Annotated in this window: 13 protein-coding genes; 8 read left to right on the top strand and 5 right to left on the bottom strand. The window is 52.1% G+C overall.

Features of this window, described 5'->3' with window-relative positions:
* Nucleotides 1-12 precede the first annotated feature (12 nt).
* Nucleotides 13-1,017 (bottom strand): N-acetyl-gamma-glutamyl-phosphate reductase, encoded by a 1,005-nt coding sequence (gene argC / locus GTPT_RS03280; RefSeq protein ID WP_029991695.1) that lies wholly within the window; start codon nt 1,015-1,017, stop codon nt 13-15.
* Between the two features lie 167 nt (nt 1,018-1,184).
* Between argC and argE the strand changes: the two genes are divergently transcribed.
* Nucleotides 1,185-2,333: an acetylornithine deacetylase gene (gene argE, locus GTPT_RS03275; protein ID WP_025902370.1), complete on the top strand. Its 1,149-nt coding sequence runs from the start codon at nt 1,185-1,187 to the stop codon at nt 2,331-2,333.
* Between the two features lie 228 nt (nt 2,334-2,561).
* Nucleotides 2,562-5,213, top strand: coding sequence for a phosphoenolpyruvate carboxylase (gene ppc, locus GTPT_RS03270; protein WP_025902371.1), 2,652 nt, complete (start codon nt 2,562-2,564; stop codon nt 5,211-5,213).
* Nucleotides 5,214-5,393: 180 nt separating this feature from the next.
* Here the strand turns inward: ppc and metF are convergent, their stop codons facing one another.
* The 3 genes from metF to metB all read right to left on the bottom strand — a co-directional run bounded on the left by metF (nt 5,394) and on the right by metB (nt 10,114).
* Nucleotides 5,394-6,293: a methylenetetrahydrofolate reductase gene (gene metF / locus GTPT_RS03265; protein WP_025902372.1), complete on the bottom strand. Its 900-nt coding sequence runs from the start codon at nt 6,291-6,293 to the stop codon at nt 5,394-5,396.
* A 219-nt stretch (nt 6,294-6,512) separates the two neighbouring features.
* Complete coding sequence (locus GTPT_RS03260) at nt 6,513-8,948, bottom strand: bifunctional aspartate kinase/homoserine dehydrogenase II (RefSeq protein WP_029991694.1); 2,436 nt, start codon at nt 8,946-8,948, stop codon at nt 6,513-6,515.
* A gap of 2 nt (nt 8,949-8,950) precedes the next feature.
* Entirely contained in the window at nt 8,951-10,114 is a 1,164-nt protein-coding gene (gene metB, locus GTPT_RS03255) for a cystathionine gamma-synthase (RefSeq protein ID WP_025902374.1), read from the bottom strand.
* Nucleotides 10,115-10,375: 261 nt separating this feature from the next.
* Here metB and metJ point away from each other — a divergent pair, with 261 nt between their 5' ends.
* Nucleotides 10,376-10,693 carry a met regulon transcriptional regulator MetJ gene (metJ, locus tag GTPT_RS03250; RefSeq protein WP_025902375.1) on the top strand — a complete coding sequence of 106 codons (318 nt, stop codon included), beginning with the start codon at nt 10,376-10,378 and terminating at the stop codon, nt 10,691-10,693.
* 110 nt (nt 10,694-10,803) lie between these two features.
* Here metJ and rpmE read toward each other — a convergent pair whose 3' ends face one another.
* Nucleotides 10,804-11,016 (bottom strand): 50S ribosomal protein L31, encoded by a 213-nt coding sequence (gene rpmE / locus GTPT_RS03245; protein WP_029991693.1) that lies wholly within the window; start codon nt 11,014-11,016, stop codon nt 10,804-10,806.
* Nucleotides 11,017-11,245: 229 nt separating this feature from the next.
* Here rpmE and priA point away from each other — a divergent pair, with 229 nt between their 5' ends.
* The 5 genes from priA to hslU all read left to right on the top strand — a co-directional run bounded on the left by priA (nt 11,246) and on the right by hslU (nt 17,747).
* Nucleotides 11,246-13,441, top strand: coding sequence for a primosomal protein N' (gene priA, locus GTPT_RS03240; RefSeq protein ID WP_025902377.1), 2,196 nt, complete (start codon nt 11,246-11,248; stop codon nt 13,439-13,441).
* Nucleotides 13,442-13,600: 159 nt separating this feature from the next.
* Nucleotides 13,601-14,629, top strand: coding sequence for a DNA-binding transcriptional regulator CytR (gene cytR / locus GTPT_RS03235; protein WP_025902378.1), 1,029 nt, complete (start codon nt 13,601-13,603; stop codon nt 14,627-14,629).
* A 162-nt stretch (nt 14,630-14,791) separates the two neighbouring features.
* Entirely contained in the window at nt 14,792-15,787 is a 996-nt protein-coding gene (ftsN, locus tag GTPT_RS03230) for a cell division protein FtsN (protein WP_025902379.1), read from the top strand.
* Nucleotides 15,788-15,873: 86 nt separating this feature from the next.
* Complete coding sequence (gene hslV / locus GTPT_RS03225; RefSeq protein WP_025902380.1) at nt 15,874-16,404, top strand: ATP-dependent protease subunit HslV; 531 nt, start codon at nt 15,874-15,876, stop codon at nt 16,402-16,404.
* A gap of 11 nt (nt 16,405-16,415) precedes the next feature.
* The gene (hslU, locus tag GTPT_RS03220) at nt 16,416-17,747 is read left to right on the top strand and encodes an ATP-dependent protease ATPase subunit HslU (RefSeq protein WP_025902381.1); all 1,332 of its coding nucleotides are present in this window, start codon (nt 16,416-16,418) and stop codon (nt 17,745-17,747) included.
* Nucleotides 17,748-17,921 lie beyond the last annotated feature (174 nt).

The raw sequence follows: 17,921 nt of genomic DNA, 5'->3' as shown, positions 1-17,921 counted from the left end.
AAACACCTGCATTTAAAGCAAAGAAAGCGTTTCAGGATAACCGAAACGAATATTCATACACTGCACTGCGTGAGACGAAGCCCCTTTCAGCAGGTTATCTTCCGCACTCACGACAATGACATGCTCGCCATCGACTGCAAAACCGATATCGCAGAAAGGCAGGCCGATAACGGATTTCAGGGCCGGTACGCCGGAGTCATAAAGACGAACCAGCGGTTTATCATCATAGGCATCGTGGAAGGCCTTCGCCACCTGCTCTGCGGTCACTCCGGGCTTCAGGCGACAGGTGCTGGTAGCCAGAATGCCGCGAGGGAAGTTGCCCAACTGCGGCGTAAAGACCACCGGCGTCCCAAGATGGGCAGCAATTTCCGGTTGATGGCGGTGCGTAAACAGGCCATAGGGTTGCAGGCTGACTTCACAGAAACTGGTATTCAGCGAGGCTTTCCGTCCGGAGCCGCTGACACCGCTGGTTGCATTGATGACAGGCCACTGCTCAGTATTCAGTAATCCTGCCGCCAGCAACGGTTTAATCGCCAACTGAGAGGCTGTCGGGTAGCAACCCGGGACGGCAATCAGGTTCGCTTGCTGAATCCGCTCTGCCTGCCATTCCGCCATACCATAAGCCGCCTGTTCCAGCAGTTCAGGATACTGATGAGTAAACCCGTAATAGCGGGTATAAAACTCTGCACTATTCACCCGCCAGGCCCCTGAGAGATCAAGGACAACACAGCCATGCTCTAAAAACTGTGGCGCTAAATCGTGGCTGACTTCATGGGCGGTTGCCAGGAAAACAACATCAGCGTCTTTTGCCACTGCGGCAACATCGGTGAGCGGCTGCAGCCGGAGATCCACACGACCTTTCAGTTGCGGATAAATGTCGGACAACAATTTTCCCGCATCCGGACTTTGCGCTGATACCGCAATTCCGGTTATGTTTATGTGTGGATGGCGATTCAGGTAAGTGACCAGTTCAACACCAGCATAACCACTGGCACCAACAATCAGCGTCTTCAACATCAGGCTGTGCACCTTTTACGTAAAGTCTATGATTCAGGACAGGGTATGCCCCGCTCCCCGGGTTGCCTTCGTAAGCAAAAAAAGTTCACATGCTTCAGGCTATAATGTATTTTTATTCACAATTACTGCATGAATATTGATACATCCTAACGCAAGGACCGTCAACAGTGAAGACAAAATTACCTCCTTTTATTGAGCTTTATCGTCAGTTAATCGCGATGCCCTCTGTCAGCGCGACAGAAAGTGCCTTAGACCAGAGTAATGAAGGGCTAATCAACTTACTGGCGGGATGGTTCCGTGACCTGGGATTTCATACCGAAGTCCAGCCGGTCCCGGAAACACGGAATAAATTTAACCTGCTGGCCAGGGCTGGCAGTGGCACCGGCGGGCTGATGCTGGCAGGGCATACCGATACGGTGCCGTTCGATGACGGTCGCTGGACCCAGGACCCCTTTACACTGACAGAGCGTGACAACAAACTCTATGGCCTGGGGACGGCAGATATGAAAGGCTTTTTTGCCTTTATTCTGGACACGTTACGGGATATTGATATTACCCGACTGAAAAAGCCGCTTTATATTCTGGCAACGGCAGATGAAGAAACCACGATGGCCGGTGCCAGCTATTTTGCCCGCACCACCGACCTGCGTCCCGATTGCGCCATTATTGGTGAGCCAACTTCACTGAAACCGGTACGTGCACATAAGGGACATCTTTCAAAAGCTATCCGTATTCAGGGGCAGTCCGGCCATTCAAGCGATCCTGCCCGGGGCGTGAATGCGATTGAACTGATGCATGATGCCATTACACATCTGACCGGCCTGCGTAATACGCTGAAAGAACGTTATCACCATGACGGTTTCGTCATTCCCTATCCGACCATGAATTTCGGTTCAATCAACGGCGGTGATGCCCCGAACCGCATCTGTGCCTGCTGTGAATTGCATATGGATATCCGCCCACTGCCCGGACTCGCTCTGAATGACCTGCACGAATTACTCATGGAAGCGCTAACACCGGTGAGTGAACGCTGGCCAGGCCGGCTGACCGTCAGTGACCTGCACCCGCCCATCCCGGGGTATGAATGCCCTCGCCACCATGGGCTGGTAAAAGTGATTGAAAAGCTGCTGGGCCGCGAAACTGAAATCGTTAACTACTGTACCGAAGCGCCTTTTATTCAGGAGCTCTGTCCGACACTGGTGCTCGGTCCCGGATCCATCGAACAGGCGCATCAGCCTGATGAATATCTCGATACATCCTTCATTAATCCGACCCGCGAATTACTCGAGCGTGTTGTTCAGCATTTCTGTCATTAATGTGATTACCGGGGATTTTGATTAAATCCCCGGTCCCCTTTTCTCTTTAATAAGAATAACTTATCAAAGACCCCCTCTATCAAATTTTATTAAATTCAGTAAGTTACATTATACCTTTCCCTATGGAAGCCATTTGACGAATCCTCAGTAACATGGCTAGATAAAAGACAGGGTTATGCCGGACTGATAACAAAATCAGATAAATATGACAGAGGGTTTCAGGGTCACATGAACGAACAATATTCCGCAATGCGAAGTAATGTCAGTATGCTCGGTAAACTTCTCGGGGATACCGTCAAGGATGCCTTAGGGGAAAATATTCTTGAGCGCGTAGAAACCATACGTAAACTCTCCAAATCATCCCGTGCAGGTAATGAGACTGATCGTCAGGAACTGCTTTCCACCCTGCAAAACTTATCCAATGAAGAATTATTACCGGTCGCCAGAGCCTTCAGCCAGTTCCTTAATCTGACGAACGTTGCTGAACAGTACCAGACCATCTCTCTGCAGGCCCAGGGCGCCAACAACCCCGAACTTCTGAAACAGGAATTCGAACGGTTAAAACAAAATAACTCCCTGACCCGCGACGATATTCTGAAAGCCATCGAGTCGCTTTCGATAGAACTGGTACTTACGGCACATCCGACAGAGATCACCCGTCGGACGCTTATCCATAAACTGGTTGAAGTAAATAGCTGCCTGAAACAACTCGACCACAGTGACCTGACTGACTACGAACGTAATACCATCATGCGGCGCTTACGTCAGTTAGTGGCACAAGCCTGGCATACCGATGAAATTCGCAAGATCAGACCCACACCAGTGGATGAAGCTAAGTGGGGTTTTGCGGTCGTTGAAAACAGTCTGTGGGAAGGCGTTCCCGCGTTTTTGCGCGAACTGAATGAGCAGGCCGAAGAAACCTTCGGTATTACCCTGCCGGTCGATTTTGTGCCGGTAAAATTTACCTCCTGGATGGGAGGAGATCGTGACGGTAACCCGAATGTCACCGCACCGGTAACCCGTCATGTTATCCAGCTGAGTCGCTGGAAAGCCACCGATTTATTCCTGCGGGATATCGGTGTGCTTATCTCTGAGCTTTCCATGTCTGTCTGTACCGATGACGTCCGCGAATTATGCGGTGACCCGGAGGCTCTGGAACCGTACCGCGTTATTCTGAAACGTCTTCGTACCCAACTGACCAATACCCAGACTTACCTGGAAAGACGCCTGAAAGGCGAACGTCCATCCCGTCCCGCCGACCTGCTGATTGCCAATGAGCAGTTATGGGATCCGTTATTCGCCATTTATCAGTCCTTAAAACAATGCGGTATGGGGATTATTGCCAATGGCCAGTTGCTGGATACCCTGCGCCGGATTAAATGCTTTGGCGTCCCGCTGGTGCGTATTGATGTGCGCCAGGAGAGTACCCGCCATACCGAGGCCCTGGCAGAGATTACCCGCTATCTGGGGCTGGGCGATTATGAAAGCTGGTCAGAGGCCGATAAGCAGGCTTTCCTGATCCGCGAGCTGAACTCTAAACGTCCGCTTCTGCCACAGCAATGGGAGCCGGGACCGGAAACCCGTGAAGTCCTGGAGACCTGCCGTGTGGTTGCCGAAGTCCCGCAAGGATCTATCGCGGCCTATGTGATTTCTATGGCAAAAACACCGTCCGACGTCCTGGCAGTGCACCTGTTACTGAAGGAAGCCGGGATCCGTTATGCCATGCCGGTTGCCCCGCTATTTGAAACCCTTGATGACCTGAATAATGCCAATGATGTCATGACACAGTTGCTGAATATTGACTGGTATCGCGGCTTTATTGAAGGCAAACAGATGGTGATGATCGGCTATTCAGACTCCGCCAAAGATGCCGGCGTTATGGCTGCAAGCTGGGCGCAATATCAGGCTCAGGATGCGTTGATCAAGACCTGTGAAAAGGCCGGAGTTGCCTTAACACTGTTCCACGGACGTGGCGGTTCGATTGGACGTGGCGGCGCACCGGCCCATGCCGCGCTGCTGTCACAGCCCCCGGGCAGCCTGAAGGGCGGGTTACGCGTCACTGAACAGGGCGAAATGATCCGCTTTAAGTTTGGCCTGCCGGAAGTGACCATTGCCAGCCTGTCGCTGTATACCGGGGCGATCCTTGAGGCCAACCTGCTGCCGCCGCCAGAGCCCAAACCGGAATGGCAAGCGATTATGGATCAACTCTCCGCGGACTCCTGCAATATGTACCGCGGCTATGTTCGTGAACATGCTGATTTCGTTCCGTATTTCCGTTCTGCGACGCCGGAACAGGAGCTGGGTAAATTGCCTCTGGGATCCCGTCCGGCAAAACGCCGTCCTGCCGGGGGCGTGGAATCTTTACGTGCCATCCCGTGGATTTTTGCCTGGACCCAGAACCGGTTAATGTTGCCTGCCTGGCTGGGGGCCGGGGCAGCACTGCAAAAAACAGTCTCTGCAGGGAAACAGAAAGAGTTGGAAACGATGTGCCATGACTGGCCATTCTTCTCGACCCGTATCGGCATGCTGGAAATGGTCTTCGCGAAAGCTGACCTCTGGTTAGCGGAATATTATGACCAGCGTCTGGTCGACCCTTCACTCTGGGGTCTGGGTGAACAGTTGCGAGCTCAACTGGCAGACGACATTAAAACCGTGCTGGCAATCTCTAATGACGCCCATCTGATGGCCGACCAGCCCTGGATTGCAGAGTCTATCGCACTGCGGAATGTCTACACTGACCCGCTTAACGTCTTACAGGCCGAATTGCTTTCCCGTTCCCGGGCCTGTGAGGCCGCCGGAGAAGTGACGGCACCGGAAGTCGAACAGGCACTGATGGTCACGATTGCCGGTATCGCCGCCGGTATGCGCAATACCGGCTAAACCGTGATGTCCTGCGGGATCCCTGAAAGGCCACCCCGGGTGGCCTTTTTTATCGCAAAGGATGGCCAGATGACCTGTGTTGACCGACCCGCAGCCTCCTTCAGAAGAGAGCAATAGAAAAAGCACCCGGTGACGGGTGCTTTTTCTGATATTACCGCGTTCACGGACTTATCGTTGCCATTACACCGCAGCAAGCTGCGGGCGAACCCCCAGGGTGTGACAAATGGCATAACTCATTTCTGCACGGTTCAGTGTATAGAAATGGAAATCCTTCACGCCTTCCCGGGAGAGAATTTTCACCATATCCATGGCAATATTTGCCCCGACCAGCTTACGGGTCTCCGGGTCATTATCCAGCCCGTCAAACATGGTATTCATCCAGTTCGGTACGCGCACATTGGTCAGTGTGGCAAAGCGTTGTAGCTGCTTAAAGTTACTGACAGGCAGAATGCCCGGAACAATTTCCACATCAATCCCGGTTGCCGCGCAACGGTCACGGAAGCGTAAGTAGCTCTCGACATCAAAAAAGAACTGGGTGATCGCACGGTCTGCGCCCGCATCCACTTTACGTTTCAGACTTAATAAATCGGCCTGAGCACTTTTCGCTTCAGGATGCACTTCGGGATAAGCGGCCACCGAAATATCAAAATCACCGACGTCTTTCAGTAATGTCACCAGATCAGAAGCATACATATCCGGTTTACCGACACCATTCGGGAAGTCACCCCGCAGCGCCACAATATGGCGGATCCCGTTGTCCCAGTAATCCTGAGCAATACTGCGAAGCTCATCGCGGTTAGCATCAATACAGGTCAGATGAGGCGCGGCTTCCAGCCCGGTACGCTCTTTAATGCCTTTGATAATGCTATGGGTACGGTCACGTTCCCCTGAATTCGCCCCGTAAGTCACAGAAACGAATTTCGGTTTCAGACTGCTTAAACGATCAATAGAGCTCCACAGAATGTCTTCCATGTCCTGAGTACGCGGCGGGAAAAATTCAAAAGAAACATTAATACGCCCGTTTAACTCTGAAAGGCTCTGATTAAGCGCCTCGTGCTGATTGGCATGAAAGAAACTCATCCTGTTACCTCGTCGATCGCATCTGTTATGATTTATTAAACGTCTACACGTTTAGACGTCCAGATGTTCAAAATGACGAATTACGACGAAAGGGTCAACTGAATTATCAGCATGTCACTGTGATAAAAATTCATACAACAGACCGGGTGCCGCTTACAGGGCAATGGAGGAAATGAGACAGACAGAAAAAAGGCAGAGAAAACTCTGCCTGAGAAGAAACTACAGTAATTGTGCGAGGCGATTGAGATCCGACTGAATTGCCCCCGCGGTCACATCCCGCCCGGCGCCGGGCCCGCGGATAATCAGCGGATTATCCCGGTACCAGCGGCTTTCTATCGCAAAGACATTATCGCAGGGTAGCAGAGACGCCAGTGGATGTTCCGGCCTGACAGCCTCTACACCCACCCTGGCCTTACCACTCGCATCAAAGCGTGCCACATAACGCAGAACCAGACCCGCCTCGTTCGCGGCTTCATAGCGCTGTAACATCTGATCATTCAGCGCATCCGCATTCTCAAAGAAATGGTCCACCGATTCATCGGTACAATTTTCCGGAACCAGCGATTCAACACGGACCTGGTGAGGTTCTATATCGTAGCCCGCTTCACGTGCCAGGATCACCAGTTTACGCATCACATCCAGACCCGAGAGGTCAACGCGGGGATCAGGCTCGGTCAGCCCCTGCTGCCATGCCTGATCCACCAGTTCGGTAAAGGGGACAGAGCCATCATATTGCAGGAATAACCATGACAATGTGCCAGAGAAAATACCGCTGATAGAGAGAATAGAATCTCCGCTCTCCCGTAAATCGCGGACGGTGTAGTTAATCGGTAAGCCGGCCCCGACTGTCGCGTTATAAAGCCAGTGACGTCCGGTACGGCTGAACGCATCCCTGAGCTGACGCCAGTGGGCACTGTCTGATGAACCTGCCACTTTGTTCGCACTGATAATATGAAAACCATAGCTGGCAAAATCCAGGTACTGATCGGCAATGCTACCCTCGGCGGTGACATCCAGCACGACCAGATCATCAAACGGATGGTCACGCATCCATAAAAACAGTGATTCCTGATCACGATATTCCGCTTCGTCATCGAACACGGTCAGTACGTGGCTGGCATCCAGCCCTTCATAGTTCAGCAGACTTTTCCGGCTATCCGCCACGCCCGCCAGCACAAACTCGAACCCACTACGATCAGAGAGATTCTCCTGCTCCCTCGCGAATAATTCCAGCCAGCGAGACCCGATATTTCCTTTACCTAATAAAATCAGTCCAATCCGTTTTTCAGCGCGGAACAGCGACTGATGCAGCCCCTGGATCACGAGCTGCGTCGGCCCGGAGCGCAATACGGCCACCAGGCTGATATTCTGTTCGGATTGCCAGACAAACTCTACCGGCTGGTCTTTGATCTGTTGCCAGAACCGGTGCGCGTGTAGCGGGTTACGCGTGACGCCGGCACCCACCATCGCCACCAGGGCCAGCCCATCGCGTAAACGTACACCTACCGGCAAACCACTTCCCTGCAGCAATGCCAGCGCACTGTCGACCACTTCGGCGGTATAACAGAGTTGCAGTAAATAACGGTCCGGATGCACCCCGGAGGCCAGCGGACGTAGCTGAGCCCGCGCGAGTTGTACTTCGACGTCCTTCTTTAAGGCCGCAAAGTCATGTTGTTTAGGGATTTCAATTTCAATCAGACAGACATCGTCATGGCTGGTCACGATCCTGGCACCGGTTCCGGATGCCAGCACGCGTTCAATGCGCGTCGACCCCAGGTCTGGCTGATAACTGCAGCGCAACTCCAGTTCAATATCACTGCCGGAAACCGGCTGCAAGGTACGGGTATGTAATACCGGGGCGGCCAGTCTGGCCAGTTCACTGGCTTCATCAAGCCTCAGTAACGGTAACAGACAGGCATCAGAAACCTTACGCGGGTCGGCACTGTATACCCCGGCAACATCACTCCAGATGGTGACTTTACTGACCCCTGCCAGCGCACCGATTTGTGTCGCCGAGTAGTCAGAGCCATTACGCCCCAACAGAACCGTTTCACCGGCCTGGTTGCGGGCAATAAAACCGGTGATCACCACCCGTTGTCCGTGATACCCGGCCAGTTGCTGTAACAGTAACTGCCGTGATTCGCTTTCCTTCACTTCCGGCTGAGCAGAACGTTCAGCCAATAAAAATTCGCGCGCATCCAGCCAGCCTGACTGAAGATCCTGCTGTGTTAGTACCGCTGACATCAGCCGTGCTGACCAGATTTCACCGTGGCCAACCACCTCGGCGTACACAGCTTCAGTGATCGGCCCATCCAGTAGTACGGCCAGTCGTTCAAGATCTCGAATAAATTCCTGAACCAACGCGCCGGCCACCGCTGCGGGTAAGAGATTGTTCATCAGCCCTGTCTGGAAACGGCGCAAATTCTGCTGTACCTGGTGTGCTGACAGACGATCGGTCTGGCTGAGCTGCAGCCAGCTGATCAGCTGATTGGTCGTACTGCCTGCAGCAGACACCACCATCAAATCACCGGGCTTGCTGTATTCCGCCATAATATCAGCAGCACGCTGATAGCATTTTACATCCGCCAGGCTGCTGCCTCCGAATTTATGCAGTTGCCTCACTTCGGACGCCACACAGTCTGATGAAATTGTCATTCTTACCCCCTGCCTGCCACCCGGAATGCATTTTCCAGATCAGCGACTAAATCTTCATGGTCTTCAATACCTACAGATACACGCAATAATGTATCAGAAATTCCTGCCGCTGCTCTCGCTTCTGCAGACATCCCTGCATGTGTCATGGTGGCCGTATGAGAAATCAGGCTTTCCACGCCTCCGAGAGACTCTGCGAGAGTAAAGAGTTTCAGTGCTTTCAGAAAAGTACGTACCGTCTGTTCATCCCCCTCCAGCTCAAAGCTAAGCATCGCACCGAATCCACGTTGCTGACGTTTCGCGATGTCATGACCGGCATTTTCCGGTAAGGAAGGATGATAAAGTTTTTTGACCAGAGGCTGTTTTTTTAATGCCTCGACAATCGCCAGCGCATTACGCTGCGCGGCTGCCATACGGGGACCGAGGGTCCGTAATCCGCGTAACAGTAAATAGCTGTCAAATGCTGAGCCGGTCACGCCGATATTATTGGCCCACCATGCCAGCTCCGTGACCAGGTCAGGATCTTTTGCAATAACGGTGCCTGCAACCACATCCGAATGCCCGTTCAGATATTTGGTACAGGAATGCAGAACGACGTCCACACCAAGCTCAAGCGGACTCTGCAATACCGGGCTCATAAAAGTGTTATCGGCGACTGTAATGGCTCCTGCCGCTTTTGCTGCACGGCTGATGGCCTCGATATCCACGACTCTCAATAGCGGGTTGCTCGGCGTCTCAATCAGGACCAGTTTCGGACCTTCGGCCATCGCCGCGGCCAGTGCCTGTTCATCTCCCTGATCAATGAATTTCACCCGGAATGCACCGCGTTTATGCAGGCTTTCTAACAGGCGGTAGCTGCCGCCATAACAATCATGGGGAGCCACCAGCAAATCACCGGGTTTCAGAAACACCGTGGTTACCAGTAAAATAGCAGACATCCCGGTATTCGTCATGACGGCCCCGGCACCTCCTTCCAGTTCGGCAAGCGCATTCTGGACGACATCACGCGACGGATTACCACGACGGGAATAGTCATGAGTTCTTGGCTGATTAAAGTCAGTAAAGTTATAAGTCGTGGAAAGGTGGATAGGGGGTACTACACAACCATATTGCTCATCATCATTTAATCCGCTGCGTACGGCAATGGTCGCTTGCTTAGGTGTCGTCATGGCGTCTTTTCACTGAAAGAGAGAATGTGTGCACAGAATACCACCTGCAAATTAGACGTCAATACATCTAGACTTCCAAATGTCTATGGGTGTAGATTGAGCTACGGTCCCGGAAACGCTAAAATTATACTGGTCGGCCAGATTCCGCTACAATTGTCACATTCCGGGTGAGTATTTTCCCGCAAAGACAAAAATAAACGAGATATCTGGCATAATTAGCAGAATCCCGGCAAGTTAACTTTTTATTAATTAAGGTACCCCATGGCTGAATGGAATGCCGAATATATCAGCCCTTATGCTGAGCATGGCAAAAAAAGCGAGCAGGTAAAAAAAATTACCGTCTCTATCCCTCTGAAAGTGCTTAAGATTTTGACTGATGAGCGGACCCGTCGTCAGGTAAATAACCTGCGCCATGCCACCAACAGTGAACTGTTGTGTGAGGCTTTTTTGCATGCATTTACCGGCCAACCGTTACCGGATGACAATGATTTACGGAAAGAACGCAGTGATGAGATCCCGGAAGTGGCAAAAGTCATTATGCGTGAAATGGGCATCGACCCGGACAAATGGGAATACTGATCCGGGGAAATCACCCGCAGCAGGCGCTTCGCCACGAAAAAAAGGTTAAAAAAAACCCGGCAATGCCGGGTTTTTTAACATCCGAATCTTCAGACTCGTCTGTCAGAAACTTATTTTGAACCAGGAATGCTGAAACGCTTGTTGAAACGCTCAACACGACCACCGGTATCAACAACACGCTGCTTACCAGTATAGAACGGGTGGCATTTACCACAAACGTCCAGGTTTACATCGTGGTTAATAGTAGAATGAGTGTTGATAACGTTACCGCAAGAGCAGGTAATGGTTACAGCATTATATTCCGGGTGAATACCTTTTTTCATGGGAGAACCTCAGTAGAAGGCCGTGTCGCTCTCCGTGCCAGGCGAACCTGCACAGCACCACACGCGGTTAAAAAAGAATGTTTTTTTTAGTTCCCTGCCACCTTTCAGGCAACAGAGGCGCTATATTATACAGAAGTTCGCCGGAACTATGCAAATAAAACCCCATACCAGGGAAAGCCCCCACCGTGTACACTACCCTTTTTATCCACTGATCTGCCGGAGTGCCTGAATGCCCGTCCTTAAGGTTGCATTACCTGTTCCTCTGCCACGGCTGTTTGATTACCGCCCCCTGGCTGAGCGTACTGCTGTTGTCGGCAGCAGGGTGAAAGTAACGTTCGGGCACCGGAAAATGACCGGGATTGTGCATGCAATCAGGGATAAAAGTGATCTGCCTGAAGAGCAACTGAAATCCATTGATGCCGTGATCGATGAGAGCTCGCTTTTTACCGATACGATGTGGTGTTTACTGAACTGGGCAGCCGGTTATTACCATTATCCGATCGGCGAGGTTTTCTTTCATGCATTACCGGTATTACTGCGCCAGGGTCGCGAGGCCGCATTGCCCGCAGTCTGGCAATGGCGGATCACCGAACAGGGTAAAGCCACCGTCCCGGAGAGCCTGAAACGTGCGGTGAAGCAACAGCAGGCACTCGCCCTGTTGCGGAATGGTCCCATCGCACGTCATGAACTCGGCCAGCATGACCTGAGTGACCCGGTATTACAGGCACTGCGTAAAAAAGGGCTTTGTGAACTGACTGAACGGGCTGCAGAACTGACAGACTGGCGGCAGTCATACCGGCTCAACGGTGAGCGACTGCGTCTGAACACTGAGCAGGCAACGGCTGTCGGCGCTATCCGTAGCCAGGATAGCGGGTATTCCGCCTGGTTACTGGCCGGTATCACCGGTTCGGGTAAAACAGAAGTGTACCTCAGTGTGATTGAAAATATTCTGGCTGAGGGAAAACAGGCCCTGGTGCTGGTGCCGGAAATCGCACTGACACCTCAGACCATATCCCGCTTTCGCGAACGTTTCCATGCGCCGGTGGATGTGCTCCATTCCGCCCTCAACGATACTGAACGCTTAAATGTCTGGTTACGTGCCCGCCGGGGAGAGTCGGCCATTGTCATCGGCACCCGTTCCGCACTTTTTACCCCGCTGGCCAGGCCCGGGGTGATCATCATTGATGAAGAGCACGACAGTTCCTATAAGCAGCAGGAAGGATGGCGATATCACGCCAGGGATTTGGCTGTGTTCCGCGCCCATCAGGAAAATATTCCCATTATTCTGGGTTCCGCTACGCCTGCGCTGGAAACGCTGCATAATGTCACGACAGGTAAATATCATCAGCTAACGCTGACACAGCGTGCCGGAAATGCACGTCAGGCGCAGCAGCAACTGATTGATTTGAAGTCGGTTCGCCTGCAATCCGGGTTATCTCCGGCCCTGATCCATAAAGTTCGTCAGCACCTGAGCGCCAATAACCAGGTCTTATTGTTCCTTAACCGCCGCGGATATGCTCCCGCCCTGCTCTGCCACGATTGCGGATGGCTGGCAGAGTGCCAGCGGTGTGAACGTTACTACACCTTTCACCAGAAAAATCGCACGCTGCGTTGCCACCATTGTGATAGTCAGCGCCCCATCCCCCATCAGTGCCCGGGATGTGGCTCGACGCACCTGATGCCGGTCGGTATGGGAACAGAACAACTGGAAGAACAGCTGAAAGCCCTGTTCCCGGAAATCCCGGTCACCCGAATCGACCGTGATACTACCAGCAGAAAAGGGAGCCTGGAGCAGCATCTAGATGATATCCATCAGGGCGGTGCACGTATTCTGGCCGGAACACAAATGCTGGCGAAAGGCCACCATTTCCCGGATGTCACACTGGTCGCTTTACTGGATGTCGACAGTGCTCTTTTCTCTGCGGATTTTCGTGCGACAGAACGCTTCGCGCAGTTATATACCCAGGTTGCCGGCCGGGCTGGCAGGGCCGGGAAGCAAGGGGAAGTCGTCTTACAGACCCACCATCCGGAACATCCGCTGCTGCATACCTTGCTATATCAGGGCTATTTCTCGTTTGCCCGCCAGACGTTGCAGGAGCGTAAGCAACTGAGTCTGCCACCGTTTTCCAGCCATGCCGTGTTTCGCGCGGAGGATTTTGATCCTCAGCAGGCGGAGAATGCGCTATTACAATTAAGAAATTTACTAGAAAGCACTCCGCTGAAGGATGAAAACTTCTGGATCATGGGGCCGGTACCGGCACTTCAGGCTAAACGTAACGGTCGCTGGAGATGGCAGCTATTATTACAACACCCCTCCCGTAAGCAGTTACAACGGATACTGCAACACTCAATGCCTTTAGTGCTGACCTTGCCGTTAATGCGGAAGGTCAAATGGACCCTGGATATTGATCCGACTGAAAGCTGAGCAGAGCGGATATCTTTGCGGTCACGTACGCGAATAATCAACAAACCCCCGTTTTTATTACAAATCAGATAACAGTCTTCGCCCATATTCTGCTAACAATAGAACCGGGCAGGACTGGCTGCCCCAACGATAATGAATGTTATATCGGGAGCCTGAGCTGTGGAAGATAACCTGCCTTCATACCGTACCACCATGAAAGATGTCGCAAAAAAAGCCGGTGTATCTACCGCCACGGTTTCACGGACCTTAACCTCTCCGGATAAAGTCTCTTCTTCTGCCCGAAGCAAAGTCATGCAAGCGATGAATGAGCTGGGTTATTCCTCCCCCGTTAATCCCCGTTATCAGAAAAACAATGACTCCGGAACCCTGTTAATTCTGGTACCGGATATCTGTGATCCTTTCTTTCATGAAATTATCCGCGGTATTGAGGTTACTGCGGCAGCAGAAGGCTATCTGGTACTGACCGCTGACTGCGCTCACCAGAATTTACAGGAAGTCAGCTTTCCGGACAAAATTCTGAGCCGCCAGACAGACGGATTGCTCTTACTGGGGTCTCAGGTACCGGTGTTATCCGAACTCTCGTGCCGCGAGCAATTACCTCCCCTGGTGATGGCCAATGAATTTTCTGCCGACCTCGCGTTCCCGACGGTCCATATTGATAACCTGACCGCCGCCTTTAATGCCGTAAGCTGGTTACTCGACGCAGGGTTAAAGAAAATTGCCTGTATCACTGGCCCGGACACCCTGTCGCACTGCCGTTACCGGCGGCAGGGATATATTCAGGCATTAAACCGCCGTAATATTCCGGTGGAACCCCGTTATCTGGCACGCGGAAATCTCTCATTTTCGTCCGGCTGCGATGCGCTGACCTATCTGATGCAATTACCTGATCCCCCTGAGGCTATTTTTTGCCACAATGACCTGATGGCACTGGGCGTGTTACACCAGGCCTCCGTGATGGGAGTCCGTGTACCTGAACAACTTTCAGTCATTGGTTTTGATGATATAGATGCAGCGCAGTACAGCCACCCGCCTCTGACCACCGTGACCCAGCCGCGTTTTCGCATCGGGTGTGAGGCAGCCACATTACTGATAGAAATTATTCAGGGAAAACGGGTCAACAGCGGGTCGCGGTTGCTGGAAGCCAGTCTGACTGTCCGTGACTCGACATTAACACCCGCCAGATAGCCGGGAGTTCGCAGCGATATCTGCTTATTTTCAGTCAACGCCTGATGCAGAGTTTACTGGTCAAAGTTCATCCCCTTGAGTAAAATGGGGGCATTATTGCCAATGAATAATACTTCGGGCGATTCGCCCGGCAGGCTGATTTTTCAACTTATCGGAACGAATGTGGCACAAAGAGACTATGTAGGCCGCGGGCGTTCAACAGGGACGCAACGCAAAAAAAACACCTCCCGGAGCAAAAAGAAACCATCCAGCTCAGGATTTCCCCCACTGATTATCGTACTCGCTGTGGCCGTACTGGTGAGTTTTATCGGGGGGCTGTGGTTTATCGCTCACCATAAAAAAGAAGAGTTACAGGAAGTTGTTCCGCATAAAAATGCCGGTACGGGCTTACCGCCTAAACCTGAAGAGCGCTGGAAATACATAAAAGAGCTGGAAGATCAGCAGACGACTGTGGCCGTGCCGACAGAACCCACCGCTGGCGGGGAAATCCGATCGCAGACTCAACTCACCGATGAACAACGTCAGCTGCTGGATCAAATGGCTGAAGACATGCGTCAGCAACCGACACAGCTGAACGAAGTGCCCTGGAATCAGCAAACGCCGGCACAACAACAACAGACCTTACGCCAGCAACAGAGTTATCAGCAGCAACAGAGTTACCAGCAACAACAAAATTATCAGCAACAACAGCAACTGCAGCAGACACAACGTGCAGAACGCCAGCAACGACTGGAGCGCCAACAACAGTTAGCCCGACAGCAGCAAGCGGAACGCCAGCAACGTCTCGAACGCCAGCAGCAGGCAGAGCGTCAGCAACGTCCCGAGCGCCAGCCTCAGGCGGCGGCCCCCATAACGGCGGCAACACCTTCACAAAGCGTTCCCCCGGCCGCGACCCCACGGGAGCAGGAAAAACAGACGGCTGCTGCTTCCGGAAAACGCTGGCTGATACAGTGTGGCTCCTTTAAGGGGACAGCACAGGCTGAATCTGCCCGGGCCTCTCTCGCCTTCGAAGGGTTTGAAAGCCGGATTACCATCGGTGGGGGCTGGAACCGGGTCGTGATAGGCCCTTATTCAGACTATACGAAAGTAGAAAGTATCGTCAGACAGCTCCGTGGGTCAGGGCACGCAAACTGTATAACTCTCCCTTTCAGGGGTTGAAAACATTTCCATCCCCCCCATATATCCCATTAAGTCACTCCGCGCACTGCGCGGAGTCTTTTTTTCACTGTTAAAAGGGGTGGCCCGTGACAACGATTGTAAGTGTTCGACGCAATGGCCAGGTAGTTATTGGTGGTGACGGCCAGGCCACGCTTGGCAACACCGTAATGAAAGGCAACGTCAAAAAAGTACGTCGTCTGTATAACGATAAGGTCATTGCTGGTTTTGCCGGAGGCACTGCCGATGCCTTCACATTATTTGAGCTGTTTGAACGTAAACTGGAAATGCATCAGGGCCACCTGGTCAAAGCTGCCGTAGAACTTGCAAAAGACTGGCGTACCGACCGTATGCTTCGCCGTCTGGAAGCCCTCCTCGCGGTGGCTGACGAAAATGCATCGCTCATCATTAGTGGTAACGGTGATGTTATCCAGCCCGAAAATGATCTGATTGCTATTGGTTCCGGTGGCCCTTACGCACAGGCAGCTGCCCGCGCTCTGCTGGAAAATACAGAGCTCAGTGCCAAAGATATTACCGGGAAAGCGCTGGAAATTGCGGGTGATATTTGTATCTATACCAACCATAACGTCACTATCGAAGAACTGACGTCCAGGACGTAAGGATTTTTTATATGTCTGAAATGACTCCCCGCGAAATAGTCAGTGAGCTGAATAAGTTCATCATTGGTCAGGATGGTGCTAAGCGCGCTGTCTCCATCGCCCTGCGTAACCGCTGGCGTCGTATGCAGCTGGAAGCAGAGCTGCGCCATGAAGTGACACCTAAAAATATTCTGATGATCGGTCCGACCGGTGTCGGTAAAACCGAAATCGCCCGTCGCCTGGCCAAGCTGGCCAACGCACCATTTATCAAAGTAGAAGCGACAAAATTCACCGAAGTCGGTTATGTCGGTAAAGAAGTGGATTCGATTATCCGCGATCTGACGGACTCAGCGATCAAGATGGTCCGTAGTCAGGCTATCGAACGCAATAAAGTCAGGGCCGAAGAACAGGCGGAAGAGCGCATTCTGGATGTGCTGATCCCACCGGCCAAAAATAACTGGGGGCAGCCTGAACAATCGGGTGAACCTTCAGCAGCACGTCAGTCTTTCCGCAAAAAACTGCGTGAAGGCCAGCTGGATGATAAAGAGATCGAAATTGATCTTGCTGCATCACCGATGGACGTTGAAATCATGGCCCCTCCTGGCATGGAAGAGATGACCAGCCAGCTGCAATCCATGTTTCAGAACCTGGGGGGACAAAAACAGAAGTCCCGTAAGCTGAAAATTAAAGAAGCATTGAAACTGCTGATTGAAGAAGAAGCTGCCCGTCTGATCAACCCGGAAGAACTGAAGCAGGAAGCTATCGATGCCGTTGAACAGCATGGCATCGTATTTATCGACGAAATCGATAAAATCTGTAAGCGCGGACAATCCTCAGGGCCGGATGTTTCACGTGAAGGGGTACAGCGTGATTTACTGCCACTGGTCGAAGGTTGTACGGTATCGACTAAGCATGGCATGGTGAAAACTGATCATATTCTGTTTATTGCCTCCGGCGCATTTCAGGTTGCCAGCCCGTCGGATCTGATCCCTGAACTGCAGGGGCGTTTACCTATCCGCGTTGAACTTCAGGCGCTGACAGTGAATGATTTTGAACGTATCCTGACCGAACCAAGTGCTTCAGTCACTGTTCAGTATAAAGCGTTAATGGCTACCGAAGGGGTGACTATAGAGTTCACCGATGATGGTATTCGTCGTATCGCAGAAGCCGCATGGCAGGTTAACGAAACAACAGAAAACATTGGTGCCCGTCGTCTTTACACCGTGCTGGAACGCCTGATGGAAGATATTTCCTTTGATGCCAGCGAACGTCCGGGCGATACCGTGACCATTGATGCGAGCTATGTCAGCGAACACCTGGATAAACTGGTGGCTGATGAGGATTTGAGCCGCTTCATCCTGTAGTTTATATGTTCTGCCTTCAGACCTCAGCCTCTCAGGAGGCAGAGGTCTTTATCACTCAGGGGGTTATCTTTACCCCCTGAGTGATATCCAGCCCCCCTGCTTTCAGCAATTCCTTATGCTGTATACAGTCCCCTGTTGACGAGTCTGCCCTGCTTTTATGCTGTCACCGTCAAT

It is taken from the genome of Tatumella ptyseos ATCC 33301, assembly GCF_000735525.1.
GTDB classification, from domain to species: Bacteria; Pseudomonadota; Gammaproteobacteria; order Enterobacterales; family Enterobacteriaceae; genus Tatumella; species Tatumella ptyseos.
Note: the sequence above shows the minus strand (reverse complement) of the source record. Positions and strands in the feature narration are given on the sequence as shown.